25 protein-coding genes are annotated in these 19,697 nt (G+C 47.3%); 16 read left to right on the forward strand and 9 right to left on the reverse strand.

Annotation, left to right across the window (positions count from 1 at the left end):
• Positions 1-365: 365 nt before the first annotated feature.
• The 4 genes from OGV94_RS06080 to OGV94_RS06095 all read right to left on the reverse strand — a co-directional run bounded on the left by OGV94_RS06080 (position 366) and on the right by OGV94_RS06095 (position 3,870).
• On the reverse strand, positions 366-1,013 hold the full coding sequence (locus OGV94_RS06080) for an MAE_28990/MAE_18760 family HEPN-like nuclease (protein ID WP_286522825.1): 648 nt from the start codon (positions 1,011-1,013) through the stop codon (positions 366-368).
• Entirely contained in the window at positions 1,010-2,071 is a 1,062-nt protein-coding gene (locus OGV94_RS06085; protein WP_286522827.1) for a DUF262 domain-containing protein, read from the reverse strand. The genes OGV94_RS06080 and OGV94_RS06085 overlap by 4 nt, the downstream gene beginning before the upstream one ends.
• 168 nt (positions 2,072-2,239) lie before the next feature.
• Positions 2,240-3,256 (reverse strand): phage integrase, encoded by a 1,017-nt coding sequence (locus OGV94_RS06090; RefSeq protein WP_286522829.1) that lies wholly within the window; start codon positions 3,254-3,256, stop codon positions 2,240-2,242.
• Positions 3,257-3,264: 8 nt separating this feature from the next.
• Complete coding sequence (locus OGV94_RS06095) at positions 3,265-3,870, reverse strand: phage repressor protein CI (RefSeq protein WP_286522832.1); 606 nt, start codon at positions 3,868-3,870, stop codon at positions 3,265-3,267.
• A gap of 89 nt (positions 3,871-3,959) precedes the next feature.
• Here OGV94_RS06095 and OGV94_RS06100 point away from each other — a divergent pair, with 89 nt between their 5' ends.
• The 12 genes from OGV94_RS06100 (at position 3,960) to OGV94_RS06155 (ending at position 10,935) form a co-directional block, all read left to right on the forward strand.
• A complete protein-coding gene (locus tag OGV94_RS06100; RefSeq protein ID WP_286522834.1) occupies positions 3,960-4,196 on the forward strand; it encodes a regulator in 237 nt (78 codons plus the stop codon).
• A 34-nt stretch (positions 4,197-4,230) separates the two neighbouring features.
• Positions 4,231-4,740 carry a phage regulatory CII family protein gene (locus OGV94_RS06105; RefSeq protein ID WP_286522836.1) on the forward strand — a complete coding sequence of 170 codons (510 nt, stop codon included), beginning with the start codon at positions 4,231-4,233 and terminating at the stop codon, positions 4,738-4,740.
• Positions 4,741-4,747: 7 nt separating this feature from the next.
• Positions 4,748-4,948: a phage filamentation protein Fil family protein gene (locus OGV94_RS06110; RefSeq protein ID WP_072197369.1), complete on the forward strand. Its 201-nt coding sequence runs from the start codon at positions 4,748-4,750 to the stop codon at positions 4,946-4,948.
• Positions 4,912-5,253 (forward strand): DUF5347 family protein, encoded by a 342-nt coding sequence (locus OGV94_RS06115; RefSeq protein ID WP_286522839.1) that lies wholly within the window; start codon positions 4,912-4,914, stop codon positions 5,251-5,253. Before OGV94_RS06110 ends, OGV94_RS06115 begins: the two co-directional genes overlap by 37 nt.
• A gap of 67 nt (positions 5,254-5,320) precedes the next feature.
• Positions 5,321-5,554, forward strand: a complete 234-nt coding sequence (locus tag OGV94_RS06120; RefSeq protein ID WP_076009140.1) for a DUF2732 family protein — start codon at positions 5,321-5,323, stop codon at positions 5,552-5,554.
• Complete coding sequence (locus OGV94_RS06125) at positions 5,554-5,781, forward strand: TraR/DksA family transcriptional regulator (protein ID WP_000785513.1); 228 nt, start codon at positions 5,554-5,556, stop codon at positions 5,779-5,781. Before OGV94_RS06120 ends, OGV94_RS06125 begins: the two co-directional genes overlap by 1 nt.
• Positions 5,778-6,074, forward strand: a complete 297-nt coding sequence (locus tag OGV94_RS06130) for a DUF3850 domain-containing protein (RefSeq protein WP_286522842.1) — start codon at positions 5,778-5,780, stop codon at positions 6,072-6,074. The genes OGV94_RS06125 and OGV94_RS06130 overlap by 4 nt, the downstream gene beginning before the upstream one ends.
• On the forward strand, positions 6,071-6,919 hold the full coding sequence (locus OGV94_RS06135) for a DNA adenine methylase (RefSeq protein WP_286522847.1): 849 nt from the start codon (positions 6,071-6,073) through the stop codon (positions 6,917-6,919). Before OGV94_RS06130 ends, OGV94_RS06135 begins: the two co-directional genes overlap by 4 nt.
• Positions 6,916-7,926, forward strand: a complete 1,011-nt coding sequence (locus OGV94_RS06140) for a phosphoadenosine phosphosulfate reductase domain-containing protein (RefSeq protein ID WP_286522849.1) — start codon at positions 6,916-6,918, stop codon at positions 7,924-7,926. Before OGV94_RS06135 ends, OGV94_RS06140 begins: the two co-directional genes overlap by 4 nt.
• A gap of 89 nt (positions 7,927-8,015) precedes the next feature.
• Positions 8,016-10,343, forward strand: a complete 2,328-nt coding sequence (locus tag OGV94_RS06145) for a replication endonuclease (protein WP_286522886.1) — start codon at positions 8,016-8,018, stop codon at positions 10,341-10,343.
• A gap of 158 nt (positions 10,344-10,501) precedes the next feature.
• Entirely contained in the window at positions 10,502-10,690 is a 189-nt protein-coding gene (locus tag OGV94_RS06150) for a hypothetical protein (protein ID WP_001154444.1), read from the forward strand.
• Between the two features lie 11 nt (positions 10,691-10,701).
• Positions 10,702-10,935, forward strand: coding sequence for a DinI family protein (locus OGV94_RS06155; RefSeq protein WP_286522851.1), 234 nt, complete (start codon positions 10,702-10,704; stop codon positions 10,933-10,935).
• Between the two features lie 95 nt (positions 10,936-11,030).
• On the opposite strand, the gene OGV94_RS06160 is transcribed toward OGV94_RS06155, so the two are convergent.
• The 3 genes from OGV94_RS06160 to OGV94_RS06170 are packed head-to-tail and all read right to left on the reverse strand — an operon-like array spanning position 11,031 to position 13,781.
• Positions 11,031-11,714, reverse strand: a complete 684-nt coding sequence (locus OGV94_RS06160; RefSeq protein WP_253686229.1) for a hypothetical protein — start codon at positions 11,712-11,714, stop codon at positions 11,031-11,033.
• Entirely contained in the window at positions 11,701-12,780 is a 1,080-nt protein-coding gene (locus OGV94_RS06165) for a hypothetical protein (protein WP_016150813.1), read from the reverse strand. The genes OGV94_RS06160 and OGV94_RS06165 overlap by 14 nt, the downstream gene beginning before the upstream one ends.
• Positions 12,780-13,781 carry a PD-(D/E)XK nuclease domain-containing protein gene (locus OGV94_RS06170; RefSeq protein WP_000508501.1) on the reverse strand — a complete coding sequence of 334 codons (1,002 nt, stop codon included), beginning with the start codon at positions 13,779-13,781 and terminating at the stop codon, positions 12,780-12,782. Before OGV94_RS06170 ends, OGV94_RS06165 begins: the two co-directional genes overlap by 1 nt.
• Before the next feature lie 110 nt (positions 13,782-13,891).
• Here OGV94_RS06170 and OGV94_RS06175 point away from each other — a divergent pair, with 110 nt between their 5' ends.
• Both OGV94_RS06175 and OGV94_RS06180 read left to right on the forward strand, forming a co-directional pair.
• Entirely contained in the window at positions 13,892-14,035 is a 144-nt protein-coding gene (locus tag OGV94_RS06175) for a hypothetical protein (RefSeq protein ID WP_286522858.1), read from the forward strand.
• 91 nt (positions 14,036-14,126) lie between these two features.
• On the forward strand, positions 14,127-14,825 hold the full coding sequence (locus OGV94_RS06180; protein ID WP_286522860.1) for a DUF4145 domain-containing protein: 699 nt from the start codon (positions 14,127-14,129) through the stop codon (positions 14,823-14,825).
• An 8-nt stretch (positions 14,826-14,833) separates the two neighbouring features.
• Here the strand turns inward: OGV94_RS06180 and OGV94_RS06185 are convergent, their stop codons facing one another.
• Together OGV94_RS06185 and OGV94_RS06190 are read right to left on the reverse strand one after the other, a co-directional pair.
• Positions 14,834-15,874, reverse strand: a complete 1,041-nt coding sequence (locus OGV94_RS06185; RefSeq protein WP_286522861.1) for a phage portal protein — start codon at positions 15,872-15,874, stop codon at positions 14,834-14,836.
• Positions 15,874-17,640 carry a terminase ATPase subunit family protein gene (locus OGV94_RS06190; RefSeq protein WP_286522863.1) on the reverse strand — a complete coding sequence of 589 codons (1,767 nt, stop codon included), beginning with the start codon at positions 17,638-17,640 and terminating at the stop codon, positions 15,874-15,876. The genes OGV94_RS06185 and OGV94_RS06190 overlap by 1 nt, the downstream gene beginning before the upstream one ends.
• 141 nt (positions 17,641-17,781) lie before the next feature.
• Between OGV94_RS06190 and OGV94_RS06195 the strand changes: the two genes are divergently transcribed.
• Complete coding sequence (locus tag OGV94_RS06195) at positions 17,782-18,615, forward strand: GPO family capsid scaffolding protein (RefSeq protein WP_286522865.1); 834 nt, start codon at positions 17,782-17,784, stop codon at positions 18,613-18,615.
• Positions 18,616-18,631: 16 nt separating this feature from the next.
• Complete coding sequence (locus tag OGV94_RS06200) at positions 18,632-19,696, forward strand: phage major capsid protein, P2 family (RefSeq protein WP_286522867.1); 1,065 nt, start codon at positions 18,632-18,634, stop codon at positions 19,694-19,696.
• The last annotated feature ends 1 nt before the right edge of the window (position 19,697 follow it).

Here is a 19,697-nt window from a genome sequence, read left to right on the forward strand (position 1 = left end):
GGACCTGCGATTTCTCGCAAGTCCTTGAAGTTTGGTGGCCCCTGCTGGACTTGAACCAGCGACCAAGCGATTATGAGTCCCATATTGTAACGATACAAATCAGCAACTTACTGTTTTTAAAAATTTATTTAGAACGTATAGTGATGAAAAGTGGTACATGGTGTTACGCTCTGCTGCCACTTTGCTGCCAATTTTTACGTGTTTGTAAATATCTTAAGTGTAGGTTAAATGTGGTTTAATTATCACTGCTAAATTTAATGGCACAACTTTATAATTCTTATTTTTTACTTTTAAGTCGAATTTTTAATAAATACTGATTTTTAAGAGTGGTTGCACATTTAAAAATGTGCAACCTATTAATAATATTAAAATGAGGCAGAAAGAAGAAATCTTTGATTGTTCAAATACTCACCAGACTTAATAATTATATCATCAAGAATTGAATCAACCGAAACCATAACTGCTTTTAAATTTTTATTACTTATCCTCCCAGCTTCAATTAATGATTGTTCGCCGTGAGCTATTTTATTCCTTTTGGTTGTGACAGAGAGAAGATGTTCTGGGTTACCGTTTATCTTCTTAATTGGTAAGCCGTATGATTTAAATATTTCTCGAATAATTTTTAAATTTAGATTTCCGGAAAAAACAGTTTTGACATCCATAAATTCCTTTAGTTGTGGAAGGGTATAATCCCCAGATGTTATCTTGTCTGATAGCTTTATTTTTTTTGCCAGTGTCATTTCTTGAGAATTACCGAAATGATATAAAACAATTTTTGATTTAATATCTTTGATAAGATCTTGATACTTATGTCTAGATATCTCCTCATGAAATCTCTCCAGAATAGAGTAAATTGTCGCTTCAATGTTATTATATAATGAAATATAGAAACTAGATTTTAAAATGATGCTAATTTCAACATTTCCATTGGCAGAGGAAATTTCTTCAATATGTGATAAGAATGTATTACTTATTTTGCATCTTATCTCAAAATCGCGACGAACGGAGTTCATTTTGACAACTCCAATAATCTTCTTTTGATGAAGTCAATTCGTGTAAGTAAACTTGCTTGAGAGTGAGTTCTCTGTTGCCCAGCCGTAGCCTTTTTAAAAGATTTGTCGGCTAAACAATATTTAATATCAAGTTTTTCTCTTAAAGATAATGATGGCTTTTCCCGTAATGCTAGTATAGTACCTACGGAAATAGCTTCGAATAATATTCTATAGACATCCGAATCGTTGTCTTTTGCGAAACCATACTTGAAATTATCTATTACAAAGTTGATCATTTGATTGAATTCGGCTAATTTTTTTGATTTCTCTTCAGCACTAAATTCATTTTTTTTACTGATCATGTAGTTGTCAAGCGCATTAGTAAGACTTCTACCAAATGCACTATATTTAGGATACGAATCTGATAATGCGAAGAATCTGAGAATTAGTTCTTCATGTTCTTGTCGATTAGCTACTGTTTTTGATAATTTAATTACTCTTTGGAATTGATCGTTTTTCGCACATTCAGAATATATAAAACTTGTAAATTCACTTCTATATACTCCTTTTCTAGTCTCCATATTTCTTAATATATCACTGCCTTTATTTATTCTTTCAAATAGATCATTTTTAACTTCATCGGTAGCATTTTCAGAAAGGACAAAAACAGAGATAGTAGTATTGTTAAACTTCCTTTTTCTTGAAATATCTAAATCTTTAAAAGACATCCCGTTTAGTTTTGTAATTTTATTTAAGCCAGATAGAGTTAATCCATCGCTGACAAATGCACTTAAAGTTCTAATCCTCTGAGAGCCATCAACAATCTCCAGTCTTCCATTTTTGTTTTCTGCAAGAAAGATAGGAGGGACTGGAAGTCCCAACACGATTGACTCAATCAAACGTGACTGTCTTGTATCACTCCAAACAAACTCACGCTGATAATCAGGGACATAAATTTCATTATCATCACTTTCAATATCTTTAGTGTATTTGTTTACTAAGACCTCTATAGGGTAGTCTTTACTGTCATAAGCTACTTCTTTCTGAAGTTCAAGTATTTGATTCTCAAGATCATTCATAATAATTCCTTTTTCAATTAATGGTTTTTAGTTAACAAACTTTCAATTCTTCTCTGTTTGTCGATACAGTTCAAAATTTTGTTCTATCGTTCATGCTCTGATTTTACCAATCAATAAGTTATATTTAACAGTATGATTTTATTTGTATTTGAAAATCTAGTTTCATGATTAATCTATCCGAAATATTGGGTTAAGAAACTTCGCTTCAGACAAATGGTCAGGTGCAAAATGCGCATATCGCATCGTCACTTTTATATCCGTGTGGCCCAGTATCCGTTGAAGGACGAGAATGTTGCCGCCATTCATCATAAAATGTGAGGCGAAGGTGTGGCGCAAAACATGCGTTAGTTGCCCAGCAGGTGTCTCAATGCCAGCGCGTTGCATAGCTTTTCTAAAGGCTGAATAACATGGTTTAAAGAGCGATTGCGCTTTCCTGCTCGATGGCAGTTCAGCCTGTAATTTTTCTGTTATCGGCACCGCGCGGTTTTTCTTGCCTTTCGTTTTCACGAAAATTATTTGCCCTGCGCGAATCTGGTTTCCTTTCAAGCCTTCCGCTTCACTCCATCGTGCTCCGGTTGATAGGCAAATTTTAACAACTGTTGTCAGATCTTGAGAACGGCTCTTTTCACATTCAGCGAGTAGAGTGCGGATTTCTTCAATGGTGAGATAAGCCATCTCTGATTCACCAATTTTAAACTCGCGCACGTTCTCTAAGGGGTTCGGTGCAGCCCATTCATTAAACCGGCGCAGCTCGTTAAACATGGCTCTGAAATACGCCAGTTCTAAATTAACCGTGCGTGGCGTAACAGTCTTCACTCTGCTGGAGCGGGTGATCTTCCCGCTTAACCGCTGCTCGCGATAGGACGCAAAAATTTTCGCATTAAACTCTGTTGCGAGTGGGTTTCCCATTGCCTCGCATGCAAACGCCATGGTGGTTTGTCGCTTCTCACCATCCGCTAATGTGATGCCGTGCGTGTTGAACCAGAGTTCAACCAAGTCAATTACCCGTCGCTTATCCGCTTTCTCACCCAGCCAGGGCTTATCCTGAGCCTGTTCTTTTACGTACTTCTCATAAGAAAGTGCTTCGCCTTTCGTTGCAAACTGGCGACGGATACGCTTTCCATCGCGTCCGTTGGGGAAAACCTGCGCTTGCCATTTGCCGGAGGGTAATTTACTAACAGCCATTTCTTTCCTTAAAAATATTCAGTGCGAGCGACCACCTTCCCCAGCACTGTGATCTCTTCTGCTTTACATTCAAACGATGCTTTGCCGTTCTCTACGCGGATACGTCCGCCGGGGAAACGATAAAGTTCTTTCACGCTGACAAATCCATCAATCTCAATCAACCAAAGGCCATCGGTGACTTCGGCCTCAGTTTCATCAACTAAGAAGGTCTGTTTCTCAAATCGGATCAGTAATGGCGTGTTAACTTCACAAGGCAGTAGCTGTGCATCATACTCAACCCAATCTGATGATGAAAACTTCCCATTTGTAATGTTTTTTAGTTCGATTTTTGTTGGTGAAATATCCTGATTTGTGATTTTTGAATCCCCACGCCCATAGGTTAACCACTCTAAGGACGTACCCGTCTCCATCGCGCAAATCAGCACCCAGTCGGCAGGAAAATTCCCACGCATTATGCGGTTAGCCATTGTGCTTTGCGATACATCTAAGTGGCGACACAGTGCCTGACGTGATGAAAAACCATATGCTTGAACGATACGCTCAATGGGATCTTTACCACCCACTGGTAAAGATTGGGCTTTACGAATCGTAAAATCTTTCGTTGACCTTTCCAATTTGTGATCCTAATATTCACTCGTCGTATCAAGACGTGCTTAATAGTGATTAATAGAGTTGGCTAGAACTCAACAGAGGATACTGCATCATGACCCGTAAACTTTCAATGCGCCCATCAATTAATCTCGTGATTTCGGAACCGTACATTACTGTCGAAGAGTTCTGCCGTCGCACAGGTTACAAAGAAGGCACCGTTCGCCAGATGTATCGCGAAAATCGTTTGCCTATCAGAAAGAAATTAGGTGTGAACGGACTTATAGAAATCAACATGGTTGCCCTAACTATCGAAGCTGCTGCTGACTGCGAAGTCACAATGCAAGCCTGATAGTTACATTCTGGGATAGAAAAGGACTCTCAACATGTTTGATTTTCGTGTTTCCAAACATCCTCACTTTGATGAAGCCTGCCGCGCTTTCGCACTGCGTCACAATATAGCGAAGCTGGCAGACCGCGCAGGAATGAAGGTCCAGACGCTGCGCAACAAGCTTAACCCTGAGCAGCCCCATCAGCTCACACCGCCGGAGATCTGGCTACTGACTGATATTACCGAAGACTCAACGCTGGTTGACGGTTTTCTGGCTCAAATCCATTGCCTGCCGTGCGTGCCATTGAATGAAGTGGCAAAAGAGAACCTGCCACATTACGTCATGAGTGCAACTGCGGAGATTGGGCGTGTAGCTGCAGGCGCAGTATCCGGTGATGTGAAAACCAGTGCAGGCCGCCGCGATGTGATCAATAGCATCAACTCTGTTACGCGCCTTATGGCACTCACCGCAATTTCATTGCATGCGCGTTTGCAGGCGAATCCGGCGATGGCAAGCGCGGTAGATACCGTGACGGGCCTGGGCGCTTCGTTCGGTCTGATCTGAGGTGGCTATGCTGACTAAAGAACCATCCTTTGCATCTCTGCTCGTTAAGCAAAGTCCTGCAATGCACTGCGGTCATGGCTGGATTATGGGAAAGGATGGCAAGCGCTGGCACCCGTGCTGTTCTCAGGATGCGCTGTTGGCTGAACTGTCCACTAAAAAGCAGGGGAAACCATGGCTATTGAAGGCGATGCTGCGACTGTTCCGCTAAGCGCTGGCCTCCGTCTTAATGGGTTAAACCACATCGCGGAATTAAGGGCGAAAGTGTTTGGCTTAAATATTGATTCAGAACTGGAGCGCTTTATTAGCGATATGCGGGACCAACGGGATATTAACCATGAGCAGAATAAACGCGCACTAGCCGCAATATTCTTTATAGCAAAGATTCCGGCGGAACGTCATAGCGTCAATGTTAGTGAGCTGACGACTGACGAAAAGCGGGAGCTGATTAAAGCAATGAACCATTTCCGTACAGTGGTGAGTTTATTTCCAAATCGGCTAGCCATGCCGAACTAATTCACAACCGAAATTAAAGGCGTAAACCCGCCGGGCATCTTATTGCCCAAATTCAGGAGAAACAACAATGCGAAATATTGAAACCCGAATCACCAAAACAGGACCAGATGATGCTGGCCTTAACCAGATGCTGACTGATGCGCGCATGGAAGAACGCCGTGCACGTGCTGCGGTAATGGCAGCCCGTCTTGATAGCCTGGCTTGCCATATCACGTCACGCCAGCTTAATCACGTTGAAGCGGCGGAGCTGCTGCGTATTGCTGCTGAAAACATTCAGAACGAAGCGCAGGAGATCCACTGATGGCTGATTCAATGGACCTTGTACAGCAGCGCGTTGAAGAAGAACGTCAGCGCCACATCCACACCGCCCGCAACAGAACGCCGGGCGTTTCCCGTGTACTTTGCATTGATTGTGATGCACCGATCCCGCCAGCACGCCGTCGCGCCATTCCAGGCGTGCAGTGCTGTGTCACTTGTCAGGAAATCGCAGAGCTGAAAGGCAAACACTATAACGGAGGTGCAGTATGACTATGCGCATCCATCAGATAAAAATTGCACCTAAGTATTTTAATGCCGTAGTCGCTGGCAGCAAAAAGGCAGAGCTTCGCAAAGATGATCGCGGCTACAAAGTAGGTGATGTCCTTTCTCTCTGCGAATGGAAACACGGTTCATATACTGGTCGGGAATGGGCCGCTGTTATTACCCACACTTTGCCGATTAATGAAGTTGTGGCAGTGGAAGGGCAATGGGTAATTCTTTCTATTCGCTCATTAACGCCGTTTGAGGCTCTCTCCTATGTCATTTCAGGGGGAGCTATATGACCACTATCCTGAAATGGGCGGGAAATAAAACCGCTATCATGCCGGAATTGATTAAGCACCTTCCTGCTGGCTCGCGGCTGGTTGAACCTTTCGCGGGTTCCTGTGCTGTGATGATGGCGACAGACTATCCTCATTATCTTGTCGCGGATATTAATCCTGACCTGATCAGCCTTTACAGCGTCATTAAAAACGGGTCTGAATTACTAATTACTATTGCGAAAGGGTTCTTTGATAAGAATAACACTGCAGAAGATTATTACGGTATACGTAAGGAATTTAACTGTGATCGCTACTGGCCCGCAGAATGGCGCGCAGCTATGTTTCTTTATCTTAATCGCCATTGTTATCGTGGATTATGCCGCTATAACTTAGGCGGTCATTTCAATACCCCTTACGGTAATTATAAAAAACCGTATTTCCATGAAATCGAAATACGTGCATTCGCAGAAAAAGCCCAGCGAGCAACGTTTATCTGTGCCAGCTATGACGAAACATTGGCGATGCTGCAGACTGGTGATGTTGTTTACTGCGATCCTCCATACGACGGTACATTTAGCGGTTATCACACTGCCGGTTTTACTGAGGATGATCAGTATCGTCTGGCGTCTATTCTTGAACGCCGGTCATCGGAAGGGCATCCGGTTATTGTGTCCAATAGTGACACGTCTTTAACCCGTTCTCTTTATCGTAACTTTACCATCCACCGTATCACCGCAAAGCGCAGCATGGGTGTGGCTGCAGGTGATGGTAAATCTGCAGTAGAAATCATCGCGACAAAGTCAGCGTGCTGGTTTGGTGTGGATTTTGCCAGAGGCCCAGACCGTACCGTTGAGGTACGCGTATGAATGCCATCGATCCACGCTGTTTCACTGCCAGCACCATCAATAGCATCAGTATTTCAGGCGGAAAAGATAGCCTTGCACAGTGGCTAAGAGCTATCGAAAACGACGTTCCGCATATTTCTGTCTTTGCTGATACGGGCCATGAACACCCGCAGACGATGGAATATCTGGATTATCTGGAGTCAAAGCTGGGCAAGGTTATCCGCGTTAAAGCTGATTTCACACGTCAGATAGAAGGAAAACGTAAATTCATTGCTGAAAAGTGGCCCGTTTCTCTGGTTCAGGAATGTGGTATGTCGCCGGATGAGGCTGCAGAGCGTATCCATCGGGCACTGGAAATCCTTAAACCAACCGGCAATCCGTTTCTTGACTTATGTATGTGGAAGGGGCGTTTTCCAAGTACGAAAGCAAGGTTTTGCTCACTTGAATTGAAGCATCACCCTGTTCGTGATCAGGTGGTATTACCCGCACTTGAAAATCACGATGAGGTGATTCTCTGGCAAGGTGTGAGGGCACAGGAATCTCCAGAGCGTGCTTTGCTGTCTGAGTGGGAGGAAGACGCTGACGATACACCGGGCCTTCATGTTTATCGTCCGATCCTCAACTGGCGGCATGAAGATGTATTCGCCCTTGCCAGACGCCATGGCATTAAGCCTAACCCACTTTATCTGCAGGGCTGCAGCCGTGTCGGGTGTATGCCATGTATTCACGCCCGCAAGTCCGAGCTTGCAGAAATTTTCCAGCGCTGGCCTGACGAAATCCGCCGTGTGGCTGAATGGGAGAGGATGGTTGCGGAATGTTCACGGCGTGGCAATTCAACATTCTTCCCGTCCACGCATGACCCGCGCCGTGCTGAAAAACGTATTGAAGTCATTACCGTTGATGCTTATGGCATTGAGTCTTATCGCGACTGGGCCTTAACCACTCGTGGCGGTGTGCAGTTCGACCTGCTTGCAGGCATGAATGATAAGGCGGTGTGCAGCAGTGTTTATGCGGGAGTCTGCGAGTGACGGAAATCAGTACAGGCCGTCTTGCCGCCACGTTTGTAACTGAAAATCCCGGTAGCGTTGAGAATGTTGCCGGGCCTTATTCGTGGAATTTGCCCAAACAAGCGGTTAACCCCTATCTGGACCCGGCGGAAGTTGCGCCGGAGTCTGCGCTTTCAAACCTGATCGCTCTTTACGCTGCGGATAACGAGCAGGAGCAGCTGCGCCGTGAGGCGCTGAGTGATGAGGTTTGGGAACGCTATTTCTTCAATGAATCCCGTGATCCTGTCCAGCGTGAAATGGAACAGGATCGGCTGGTTAGTCATGCCAAAATGGCTCGCGAGCAACAGCGAGTTAACCCTGATTTGGTTATCCTGGCTGATGTAAGCGCCATGCCCACCCATATCAGCAAACCCTTGCTGGAGCGGATTAAATACTTCCATAGCCTGGGGCGCCCGAAAGCGTATTCCCGTTACCTGCGCGAAACTATCAGGCCGTGCCTTGAGCGGCTGGAGCGCGTGCGTGATAGCCAGGTGTCTGCCTCATTCCGGTTCATGGCGAGCCATGACGGGCTGGAGGGGCTGCTGGTTCTGCCTGAAATGAGTCAGGATCAGGTCAAACGTCTTTCCACGCTGGTTGCGGCACACATGAGCATGTGTCTTGATGCGGGCTGGGGCGGTCTGTCTGCAAGTGATGATGTAGAACTGGAGGAAATCAGGCAGACATGGGAAAAAGTCGCTGCAGAAACTATGCGACTTGAGGTTATACCCCCTGCATGTGAGAAACTGCGCCGCAAGAAACGCCGCCGTAAACCCGTGCCTTATGAGCTTATCCCGCCCTCGCTGGCACGCATGCTATGCGCAGACTGGTGGTATCGCAAGCTGTGGCAGATGCGCTGCGAATGGCGGGAGGAACAACTGCGCGCGGTCTGCCTGGTCAACAAGAAAGCATCGCCGTATGTCAGCTATGAAGCCGTGATCCACAAACGCGAGCAGCGTCGCAAATCGCTGGAGTTTTTCCAGTCGCACGAACTGGTTAATGCAGACGGCGACACGCTGGATATGGAAGACGTGGTGAATGCCAGCAGCAGCAACCCGGCGCACCGTCGTAATGAAATGATGGCCTGTGTGAAAGGGCTGGAGCTGATCGCGGAAATGCGCGGAGACTGCGCAGTGTTCTATACCATCACCTGCCCGTCACGCTTCCACGCAACCCTCAACAACGGCAGACCAAATCCAAAGTGGACCAGTGCCACTGTCCGCCAGAGCAGTGATTACCTGGTTGATACGTTCGCGGCTTTCCGCAAGGCAATGCACAAAGCCGGGCTGCGCTGGTATGGCGTCCGCGTTGCAGAACCGCACCATGACGGCACCGTGCACTGGCACCTGCTGTGCTTCATGCGCAAAAAAGATCGCCGATCCATTACCGCATTACTGCGTAAGTTTGCCATCCGTGAAGACCGCGAGGAGCTGGGCAACAACACGGGGCCGCGTTTCAAGTCAGAGCTAATCAACCCGCGCAAGGGCACGCCGACCAGCTACATCGCCAAATACATCAGTAAGAACATCGACGGGCGCGGGCTGGCTAAAGAAATCAGCAAAGAAACAGGCAGATCACTGCGCGACAGCGCCGAGCATGTTAGTGCTTGGGCGTCACTGCATCGTGTTCAGCAGTTCCGTTTCTTTGGTATTCCGGGGCGTCAGGCATACCGCGAGCTGCGTTTGCTGGCTGGTCAGGCCGCGAGAGTGCAGGGCGAACGCAAAGCGGGTGCGCCGGTTCTGGATAACCCGCGTCTTGATGCCGTGCTGGCTGCCGCTGATGCGGGTTGCTTTGCCACCTACATCATGAAACAGGGCGGTGTGCTGGTTCCCCGCAAGCATCACCTTGTCAGAACAGCCTACGAACTTAACGACGAGCCGAGCGCCTACGGCGATCACGGTATCCGTATTTATGGCATCTGGTCCCCGATAGCAGAGGGCAAGATTTGCACGCATGCGGTCAAGTGGAAAATGGTTCGCAAGGCCGTTGACGTTAAGGAGGCGATAGCCGACCAGGGCGCTTGCGCCCCTTGGACTCGTGGCAATAACTGTCCCCTTGTTGAAAATCTGAACAAATCAGGGGGTGATTTACCCGATATTAAAACCATGGATGAGAAGGAGCTGCAGGAATATCTCCACAACATGGGCCAGAAGGAACGGCGGGAGCTGACAGCCAGGTTGAGACTGGTAAAACCGAAGCGGAAAAAAGCATACATACAGAGTATTTCGGAGCAGCAGCGCCTGCAGCTTGAGGCAGAACTGACTACCAGGGGGTTTGAAGGTAGTACATCGGAGATTGACCTGCTTCTGCGCGGCGGCAGTATTCCATCTGGTGCCGGTTTACGTATTTTTTACCGTAACCAGCGGCTGCAGGAAGATGACAAATGGCGTCAGTGGTACTAAGACTGCTGTTTAACATTTCGTGCTTTATTGACTGACATCAGTACATCCAATTAACTGACAAAAAAGAGTTTTACATTTTTTCTTTCCTACTATACTGTTTATATAAACAGTGGATATATATACAGTGATTGTGTATCCGTATAATGATAGGAGGGAAGATGCAGGACTATCTTTTGGAGTCATTGAAGCTCCAGCGTATTGATTTTTTTATCAAGCTTGTAGCGGCTAGTGAGTGCAGCGACGAAGAAAAGCGGCTGGCTATCCAGTGGGTGTCCGAACTGACAGACGAGCTGATGGCGAAAATTCGCAGCCATGAATACAGCCGGTCAATGGACGTTACCAGTTAAAGGGAATCCGTATGCGCATTGAAATAATGATCGATAAAGAGCAGAAGATTAGCCAGGCCACACTGGAAGCCCTTGAATCCGAGCTTTACCGTAATTTGCGCCCTCTGTATCCCAAAACAGCAATTCGTATCCGCAAGGGCAGCGCCAATGGTATTGAACTGAGTGGGTTAAAACTGGATGAAGACAAAAATCGAGTGATGGAAATTATGCAGCAGGTCTGGGAGGACGATAGCTGGCTGCATTAAGAAACATTGCAGGCGTCAGAACTTGATTCTGACGCCTGCTAGGTTGAACAACGAATAAGGCGAGGCGTTAGGTGAAGGAACTCCTTATAAGCCATCTATGAATGAAGGGTGACTTTTTTTAACGTATCAAAAACGATTTTCGTAAACTCATTTTCATTTCTAACATCAATATAAGCAAGGCCGCTATTGGTGATCTTGAGCTTACCGGAATACTCTAATGAATTAACAGAGCAAACCAGCCTGTCAATTCGTATTTTTTTACCCTCTAATTCCTCTTTATAATATTTTCTAAGGTCACTGCTGCCAATTATTTGCATTTTAGCCGTGGCGTAATCAGAGACTCTAACCCTTGAAATATCAAGCTGTGTTAAATTTATATTTACACTTGAAGATATTTCATTAAGCCAGTCTATAGGGTTTATGTCAATTTCTTCCAAACTGACACCTAAGCCAAGATTTTTTACCAAAGCCTGCGAGAAAGGCTTTAAAGTTCTGGGGGGGTTAGTAATCTGCATTACAGGAAGAGAGTCTAAAGCCACACTGAAATTTGTAGTGCGATATTCGATTCTTTCAACGGTAGTTTCACTTCCGTCAAAGCTTGATATTTTATCGTGATAAACAATACGCTCGACAAAACGCCCATTTGCAAAGTCATGGCGTATTTTGTCAAAAATGAATCCTTTCCCTTTATCCTCTGTAAAAGAATCAAGGGAAAGACGTCTAACGGCTGTTTCAAACTCAAGCCGTATGTTTAACTTAAGCCATTTAACCTTTTTCATCTTCGTTCACCTCTGACCCTATTATTATATTATAGGCATTTTCAGCGGCGGACTCAATTAATTCACTAATATGTTTTTTCTCTTGTGCCGTTGCCGCGCGAATAGTAACATTGAAACCATCTTCTTTTTGATTGTTTATCCCTTTAATTTGATAAGCAAAGTCACAGCATTTCTCTGAGTCTTTGAAAAATGCTTCGACGTTGATTCTATCTCCAATTCCACTTGTCGGTTTTGAAGACCATGCAATACGCCCGATATAATAACCCTTCTCATGTAATTGAGAAAATATAGCTGAACTATTTACCCCTTCACCATTCAGGACTGCTCTCTTAACAAATCCGGTATCAATAGTTTCTTCCTTGTCTTCATCTTCACTAGCATCAGTACTGCGATTTAATTCGACTTTTGTTACGTCATCAGTCTCATAACCACGTAGGCCATTCATTAATTCTTGAAAGAACTGGCTTCGCAATGTAGGATCAGTTATTGCTAGTAATGATATTTCGAAGCGTTCGATAGGCTCGGATTTGATTTTAGATAGCTCGTTTTGCAAGCTCTCAATAACTTTTTTTGCCTCGGGGTTTTGAGGCATACGTACTTCAACTTTGTCAGTTCCAGGGCGAAGTTCTATTATAACATTCCGCTTGTCGATCTGGCGTAATGCAGTTTTAGACAGGTCTATTTCTTCATATTTGTATTCTACTGTAAGCGAACCATCTTTTTTAGCTACAATATTCAGGCTTTGACCTTTACTAGGGGAGCATGTTTTTTTCAGTGCTTCAGCAGCACTTTTTAACTCAGCCTGATTTGTTGAGGTTTGGAAGCTTACACTAGTAGTACTTTCTCTTGGGTCATATGTTTTGACCAGTTTTTTTATGTGTTCTAATTCATTGAATCCGTGAGGAAGTTTAGATATTTCCTCAATTAGTATTTCCTTGTCGAGTTCTGGTGATAAAAACACACCTCTATTCAACAATAATTCATGTAACTTTGCAGCGGTTATCCTTTTATGATGCAATGCATCATAAATATTTTTGTCAGTTGCGAAGTATAGTTTTTTAGCCATTATCGTTGCTCCATGCCGATTTGTTCAAGATTATATTCAACAACAATTTTGTCCGTTTTGTCGAAGTCAATTTTAAGAAAAAGTCTTTCATCCTCGCCTAAGAGCCAGTCTGTACTGTATTTCTTTTTCGCTCTTTCAAAGTGATGAATGGCATTTTCATTTGGATGAATGTGACAATGGCGTAATACGATTGGTTTACCTTCGGTTAGTATTTGATAAGTTGATAACATATCAAAGAAGTAAACAAATTCGTCTACTGAATCCCCCGGTTGATTGTAATAAACAACATATCCCTCAGGGTTTTTATCTCTGAGCCAACTAAAAGCCTCATGTTTTATTATAATATATGGTGATGTTAATAATTCAATTGTTGCAGGTGTTGTCTGATTAATAGGGTGTTTTATTCTTGTTAGGGAAAGATCTGGGTAATAATATGTGAACTTATCTGGCTGGGGAAGCTTGCCTGAACCAATTAATTTGGTTATGTCAGAAGATATGTTTATCAAATCTGATATTTTATAAGGGTCAAGTAAATGTAGTTTGATGTTTGGAGGGCAATTTATAGATGAGTGATCTAATTTTTTTGTGATATTCTCATAGAAGTCCTTATCATATAAATTATCATGGTTATATAAGAATAACAACCCTCTGACGTTATAACCTAAAGAATCATCATGAACATATTTCAATCGCCATTCTTCACTCACATTTGCACACTCGGTAGCTAAAGCAAGCGATGTTAAAGCTCCCTCGACTATTTTTTTCCCAATAGTACCTTCTGCATAACTTTTGAGGTCTGTGTTGAGATAGACCATTTCCTCCTCATATGGATCAATGTAGAAAAATACAACATCGCTTGGATGCGTTTTCTTGGAATGAGCCTCTTGGCAACAGTCCCAGTTCATGTCCGCTCTAGCGGCACGATCCCATTTGAACACTGAGAAAATATCATCAGAAATCTTACCCGCGACTCGTTGTATAGCCGAAGTCTCTCCACCCATTTCAATCTCGCTCCTTTACAATTGCTGTGGCAATCTACCTGAAAATCCATCTGACTTGATGAGTAATCTAACCATATGGTTCGTATGCGTTTGTTGCATGACTATAGCGCATGAAAATGAATGATCGCAAAAGGATCGTTTTTGCTCAGGCCCGCCAGTTCTGGCGGGCTTTTGCTTATGCCATGCAGGTGCATGAAAACCACTACACAAAGCGGGCAGGCGTGGCGGGGATACGAGCGCGCGCTCATGGTTGAATTTGTGAATTTGTGGTATCAAAGGGCTGGGTTTTCAAGCCGTTGATGTTCAATAGTAAGGCATAAGTTTCACCAGTAGGAGGGGGCTGACATGGTGACGTTAGTGGACGACTGTCCAAGGTGTGGTTCACAAAAAATTTCTTTTGATTTTAATGGATTGAATTGCACTAAAGTTTACACAAACCTAGGTGGAGCAAAAACGTACGAGTACGAGATTTACTGCGTTTGTCGAGAATGTCGTCAAACGACTATGTTTATGTGCTGGCCTTTGGAAAAAAATAAAACGTTAGATGGTTACAATTGGGGGAGTGGGCTTTTTGGGCTAAGGGAAGTTGTTGAAGTGGGCAGACCTGTTTCACCCGCTGACATAGCCGTAGATGAACCACCTGAATTTTTGCCTGAACACATAAACAACGCATATGAGGAAGGGGCAAAATGTCTGGCAATCGGCTGTTATAATGCAGCGGCAACCATGTTTAGACTTTGTCTTGATTACGCGACTAAAGGTCTTGTTCCTGAAGGTGAACAAGGGCCAGCACAGAAAATAAAAAGAAGCCTAGGGTTAAGAATGGAGTGGCTCTTTGATAATCACCTTTTACCTGAAGCTTTAAGAGAACTGGCTGAATGCGTTAAAGATGACGGAAATGATGGCGCTCATGAAGGTATTTTGGATAAAGCTGCTGCTGAGGATCTTGAAGATTTTACCTATCTGTTTTTAGAGCGACTTTACACTGAACCTCAACGCCTTATCGAAGCCAGGACAAGGCGTGAGCAAAGAAGAAACAAATAAATTCGGAATTATTCTTCTGCAAGAATATAGGGCGTAAATTTAACCACTTCTTCGCCCAGCCAGTCGTTCAGCTCTTGTAGCCTTTTTTGCAAGGGCATTAATTCATTGCGTACAAATACGCGACTGGCTTTCTCAACATCCCCAAAGCCACCGACGTTACTTGGCATAATTCCCATCATCTGCGGCGGAACGCGGTGGGCCGCCATCATGTCATCCCGGCTCACGTTCTTGATGTTCAAAAACTCATCCTTTGCCGCCACCTCTGACAGCGGGATGATCTGGATACCGTCCTTTTTACCGTTGGGTGAGTACATAAACAGATTACGGAAGTTGCCCGGCCCTTTGGCGCTTTTCATGGCCTGGCGGATGTTGTTCACGTCTTCCTGGTTCTGCGCGGCGTCGGTCATGTACATGATAAAGCCCGCATGGCTACCGTTGATGTAATACTTGCGGCGGAACAGCGTGGCGGACTCGTTCAGTAAGGCCGAAGGGATGGCGGAAAGGTATTCCGGCAGACCGTAAATCTCTTGGTTTAAATCCGGCTCCATCAGGTGAAAAATGCTGCCTTTGGTGAACTCGTAGGGCTGCGTGGTCATGCCGTATTGCACAAACCAGTAGGTATCCAGATCTACACCACGGCGGGTGTATTTCGCCAGCGACGGCTCCAGCGACAGAATGCCGCCGAGCCGGTTGGTACGTTTCTCAAGATAGGCGTTACCAAACACCAGATAATCCTGCACGAACCGGCTGAACGCCTGCTGGCTGAGCAGCGGGTGGGGGATAAACGTGCTGGTCAGAATGTTGCGTTTTACCGCAATGGGTGAGCTGTGATGCACGGCCGCGCGATAGGTGCGCGCCAGCCCGTCAAAACTCACCGGAGGTTCATACCATCTGTCCATCTGTACGCATTCCACATAGTCCAGCAGTTCGCGGCGGTCTAGTACCGGGATCGGATCGCCAAAGCTGAATGCTTCGGCGTGAGTTGTATTCTTCTGCTGTTCGGCCTCGTGCACTGGTGCGGTGCTGGTCAGGGCGTAGTGTTCACTCATCAAAAAATCTCCACAATGTTGCTGGTATTGGCGGATTCGCCCTGCAGCGGTTCGTTAAACAGTGCGTGCATCGTTGCCCAGGCCAAATCTGCGTGGCTGGTCTCTTCGCTGCGGCTGGCTTCGTAGGTAGGGCGGTTGCCGCTGGCGGTGGTGGCGCGGCGGATAGCCATAAAGGACTGCGCAATGTCGGTGTGCCCTGCGTCAAACTCCAGGCGACGATGGCTGATAATGTCGTAGGCCTTGAGTACCAGGGCGTTTTTGACGTTGGGGTTATAAACGAACTCGCGGACGGCAGGGAAAAACGCTTTCACGTTTTCATAAACGCCGTGGCCCACGCCGGTCGAGTCGATGCCGATATAGGTCACGTTGTACTGCTGAGTTAGTTTTTTGATAGCGTCCGCCTGGGCGCGGAAGTCCATCCCGCGCCACTGATGACGCTCCAGAATACGGAACTTCCCGCCCGGTACAGTGGGAGGCGCCATAACCACGCAGCCTGCGCTGTCACCGTTCTGCGTACCTTTCGCCGGGTCGTATCCGAGCCAGACTTCGCGCCAGCCAAACGGGCGCAGCGCCAGCGCCTGAAAATCTGACCAGACTTCCCAGCTGTCCACCATGCACGCCTGCAGCTCGCTGAGCGGGAATACTGACGCCAGATCGTCGATAAATTCGCACATCAGCAGGTTCTGGTATTCGTCCGGGCTGTACTCCATGCGCAGCTGGTCGAGGTCGAACAGGTTACAGCCGCCTCGCACCGCATCCTCCACGGTGACGATCTGGCGGTACTGTCCGTCAGGGCAGAGCAGGCCGCGCGCAAGGTTGCTGTGGGTCAGGTCAATATCCACCTTGTCCGCTTTGGCACGGCCCCGGTTAAACAGCGCACCGGACCAGAACGGATAGGCGCTGTGGGTCAGGCTGGACGGCGTGGAAAAGTAGGTTTGTCGCCATTTCTTGTGAATGGCCATACCGGAGGCAACTTTGCGCAGCTCCTGGAATTTCGGTATCCAGAAATATTCATCCAGATACAGGTTGCCGTGGTAGCTCTGCGCCGTGCGGGCGTTGGTGCCGAGAAAGTACAGGCACGCGCCGTTGCTGAGCGTCATCGGGTCGCCTTTCAGCTCAACATCCACCTCTTTTGCAAAGTCGATGATGTACTGCTTAAAGACGTGCGCCTGTGCCTTACTGGCTGAAAGGAAAATCTGGTTGCGCCCGGTGGTGATGGCATCAATCAGCGCTTCGCGGGCAAAAAAGTATGTTGCCCCAATCTGGCGTGACTTAAGCAGGTTGCGAATGCGGTGTTTTACGCCTGCCTGCCACCAGTGGCGCTGATATTCAAACATGCCGTTGCGGAAGATTTCTTCCAGCTTTTCGGTCTGTTCATCAGTGAAAACATTCTTTTCGGGTTGGCGGCGTGGCCCTTTGTTACGGTTGGCAACTTTCGGGTTTAAATCAGCTTCGTTCCCGCCATCGTTAAATTTTCCGATCCGGGCATGGCGCTCTGACTGGCGCGCCAGCAGGTCAATTTCCTTGAAGTCTTTCCCTTCTTTCTGCTCCTTCATGATGAGCTGGCAGTAACGTGCGGCGGTGGTGAGCTGCATTTGATCCAGCGGCCCATAGTCGCCCCACTTGTCGCGTTTTTTCCAGCTGTGAACGGTTGCAACTTTTTCGCCCAGCATTTCAGCAATGCGGGCTACGCGGTATCCCTGAAAGTACAGCAGCATGGCCTGCCGACGGGGATCGAGGTCTGCGGGGGTCAGTGTCGTGTTCATGGCCCAAACATACGGCCTTGGGTGGCGGCTTTCCCCGGCTGCGGTTTGTGTGGTTTACCGTACAAATACAGCGCGTTGTCTCACTCCCCCATCACCGCAAACATAAGGCTCCAGTAAGTTATTTCTAACGGAGCACGGCTCATGACAGTGAAAGCAAAGCGTTTCCGTATCGGGGTGGAAGGTGCCACCACTGACGGGCGTGAGATCCAGCGTGAATGGCTGGTACAGATGGCTGCCAGCTACAACCCGACGGTCTATACCGCGCTGATTAACCTTGAGCACATCAAGTCTTATTCCCCGGACAGTGCCTTCAATCGTTACGGCAAAGTGGCTGCGCTGGTTGCAGAAGAAATCCAGGACGGTCCGCTGGCGGGCAAGATGGCACTTTACGCCGATGTTGAACCGACGGACTCCCTGGTGGCACTGGTGAAAAAAGGCCAGAAGCTGTTTACCTCCATGGAGGTCAGCCCGAAGTTTGCTGACACCGGCAAGGCCTATCTTGTGGGGCTGGCGGCAACAGACGATCCGGCGAGTCTCGGCACCGAAATGCTGGCTTTCAGCGCCAGCGCCGCACATAACCCGCTGGCAAACCGTAAGCAGAACCCTGAAAACCTGTTTTCGGAAGCGCTTGAAACGCTGATCGAACTGGAAGAAGCCCAGGACGAAAAGCCGTCCCTCTTTGCCCGAGTCACTGCGCTGTTCACCAAAAAAGAGCAGACCGACGATGCGCGATTCTCTGATGTGCATAAAGCCGTGGAGCTGGTCGCTACTGAGCAGCAGATCCTGAGCGAGCGCACTGATAAATCCCTGTCCGATCAGGACCAGCGCCTTTCTGAGCTGGAGTCCTCCCTGCAGGAGCAGCAGACCGCCTTTGCCGAGTTACAGCAGCAACTGAGCCGCGAAGACAGCCGTAAGGATTACCGCCAGCGCGCGCCGGGCGGTGACGCACCGGCAGGCACCCTGACCAATTGCTGATGGAGCATAAAACCCGATGAAAAAGAAAACCCGCTTTGCCTTTAACGCTTACCTGCAGCAACTGGCGCGCCTGAACGGTGTGGAGGTTGAAGAACTCTCCAGCAAGTTCACCGTGGAGCCGTCCGTGCAGCAGACGCTGGAAGACCAGATCCAGCAGTCCGCCGCTTTCCTGACGCTGATTAACATCACGCCGGTCACTGAGCAGTCGGGACAGTTGCTGGGGCTGGGCGTGGGCAGCACCATTGCCGGAACCACCGATACCACCACCAAAGAGCGCGAACCTACCGATCCGACTCTGATGGAAGACGTGGAATACAAATGCGAGCAGACCAACTTTGATACGGTGCTGACCTACGCAAAACTGGACCTGTGGGCCAAGTTCCAGGACTTCCAGGTGCGTATCCGCAACGCCATCGTCAAGCGTCAGGCGCTGGACCGCATCATGATCGGCTTTAACGGCGTGAAGCGCGCCAAAACGTCCAGTCGTGCTGAAAACCCGCTGCTGCAGGACGTCAATAAAGGCTGGTTACAGAAAATCCGCGAAGACGCGCCGGATCATGTTATGGGCAGCAAAACCGCCGAAGATGGCACCACTACTGCAGAGCCGGTAAAAGTTGGTCCGGGTGGCAAGTACGTAAATCTGGATGCGGTGGTGATGGATGCCGTTAACGAGCTGATCGATGTCGAGTATCAGGATGATGACGAGCTGGTTGTTGTCTGTGGTCGTGAACTGCTGGCTGACAAGTATTTCCCGCTGGTTAACAAAGAGCAGGACAACAGCGAAAAAATCTCTGCCGATCTCATTATCAGCCAGAAACGCATGGGTGGCCTGCAGGCCGTGCGTGCGCCTTTCTTCCCGGCGAATGCCCTGTTGATCACCCGTCTGGATAACCTGTCCATCTACTGGCAGGAAGACACCCGCCGCCGTTCTGTTATCGACAACCCGAAACGTGACCGGATTGAAAACTTTGAATCCGTCAATGAGGCGTATGTGGTCGAGGACTACCGTTGCGCGGCACTGGTGGAAAACATCGAAATCGGTGATTTCAGCGCGGCAGCCGCACAGGAAGGTGGGGAATAAC

The sequence above is a fragment of the Citrobacter sp. Ce006 genome (assembly GCF_030336535.1).
Classification (GTDB): domain Bacteria; phylum Pseudomonadota; class Gammaproteobacteria; order Enterobacterales; family Enterobacteriaceae; genus Citrobacter; species Citrobacter europaeus.

What these genes read in the sequence shown, in the direction of transcription:
- OGV94_RS06085 (WP_286522827.1), bottom strand. Translation starts at nt 2,071, where the DNA reads ATGAATGATCTTGAGAATCAAATACTTGAACTTCAGAAAGAAGTAGCT.
- OGV94_RS06170 (WP_000508501.1), bottom strand. Translation starts at nt 13,781, where the DNA reads ATGGGTGGAGAGACTTCGGCTATACAACGAGTCGCGGGTAAGATTTCT.
- OGV94_RS06140 (WP_286522849.1), top strand. Translation starts at nt 6,916, where the DNA reads ATGAATGCCATCGATCCACGCTGTTTCACTGCCAGCACCATCAATAGC.
- OGV94_RS06100 (WP_286522834.1), top strand. Translation starts at nt 3,960, where the DNA reads ATGACCCGTAAACTTTCAATGCGCCCATCAATTAATCTCGTGATTTCG.
- OGV94_RS06080 (WP_286522825.1), bottom strand. Translation starts at nt 1,013, where the DNA reads ATGAACTCCGTTCGTCGCGATTTTGAGATAAGATGCAAAATAAGTAAT.
- OGV94_RS06130 (WP_286522842.1), top strand. Translation starts at nt 5,778, where the DNA reads ATGACTATGCGCATCCATCAGATAAAAATTGCACCTAAGTATTTTAAT.
- OGV94_RS06155 (WP_286522851.1), top strand. Translation starts at nt 10,702, where the DNA reads ATGCGCATTGAAATAATGATCGATAAAGAGCAGAAGATTAGCCAGGCC.
- OGV94_RS06135 (WP_286522847.1), top strand. Translation starts at nt 6,071, where the DNA reads ATGACCACTATCCTGAAATGGGCGGGAAATAAAACCGCTATCATGCCG.
- OGV94_RS06150 (WP_001154444.1), top strand. Translation starts at nt 10,502, where the DNA reads ATGCAGGACTATCTTTTGGAGTCATTGAAGCTCCAGCGTATTGATTTT.
- OGV94_RS06090 (WP_286522829.1), bottom strand. Translation starts at nt 3,256, where the DNA reads ATGGCTGTTAGTAAATTACCCTCCGGCAAATGGCAAGCGCAGGTTTTC.
- OGV94_RS06195 (WP_286522865.1), top strand. Translation starts at nt 17,782, where the DNA reads ATGACAGTGAAAGCAAAGCGTTTCCGTATCGGGGTGGAAGGTGCCACC.
- OGV94_RS06105 (WP_286522836.1), top strand. Translation starts at nt 4,231, where the DNA reads ATGTTTGATTTTCGTGTTTCCAAACATCCTCACTTTGATGAAGCCTGC.
- OGV94_RS06165 (WP_016150813.1), bottom strand. Translation starts at nt 12,780, where the DNA reads ATGGCTAAAAAACTATACTTCGCAACTGACAAAAATATTTATGATGCA.
- OGV94_RS06125 (WP_000785513.1), top strand. Translation starts at nt 5,554, where the DNA reads ATGGCTGATTCAATGGACCTTGTACAGCAGCGCGTTGAAGAAGAACGT.
- OGV94_RS06115 (WP_286522839.1), top strand. Translation starts at nt 4,912, where the DNA reads ATGGCTATTGAAGGCGATGCTGCGACTGTTCCGCTAAGCGCTGGCCTC.
- OGV94_RS06160 (WP_253686229.1), bottom strand. Translation starts at nt 11,714, where the DNA reads ATGAAAAAGGTTAAATGGCTTAAGTTAAACATACGGCTTGAGTTTGAA.
- OGV94_RS06175 (WP_286522858.1), top strand. Translation starts at nt 13,892, where the DNA reads ATGAAAATGAATGATCGCAAAAGGATCGTTTTTGCTCAGGCCCGCCAG.
- OGV94_RS06110 (WP_072197369.1), top strand. Translation starts at nt 4,748, where the DNA reads ATGCTGACTAAAGAACCATCCTTTGCATCTCTGCTCGTTAAGCAAAGT.
- OGV94_RS06190 (WP_286522863.1), bottom strand. Translation starts at nt 17,640, where the DNA reads ATGAACACGACACTGACCCCCGCAGACCTCGATCCCCGTCGGCAGGCC.
- OGV94_RS06120 (WP_076009140.1), top strand. Translation starts at nt 5,321, where the DNA reads ATGCGAAATATTGAAACCCGAATCACCAAAACAGGACCAGATGATGCT.
- OGV94_RS06180 (WP_286522860.1), top strand. Translation starts at nt 14,127, where the DNA reads ATGGTGACGTTAGTGGACGACTGTCCAAGGTGTGGTTCACAAAAAATT.
- OGV94_RS06185 (WP_286522861.1), bottom strand. Translation starts at nt 15,874, where the DNA reads ATGAGTGAACACTACGCCCTGACCAGCACCGCACCAGTGCACGAGGCC.
- OGV94_RS06200 (WP_286522867.1), top strand. Translation starts at nt 18,632, where the DNA reads ATGAAAAAGAAAACCCGCTTTGCCTTTAACGCTTACCTGCAGCAACTG.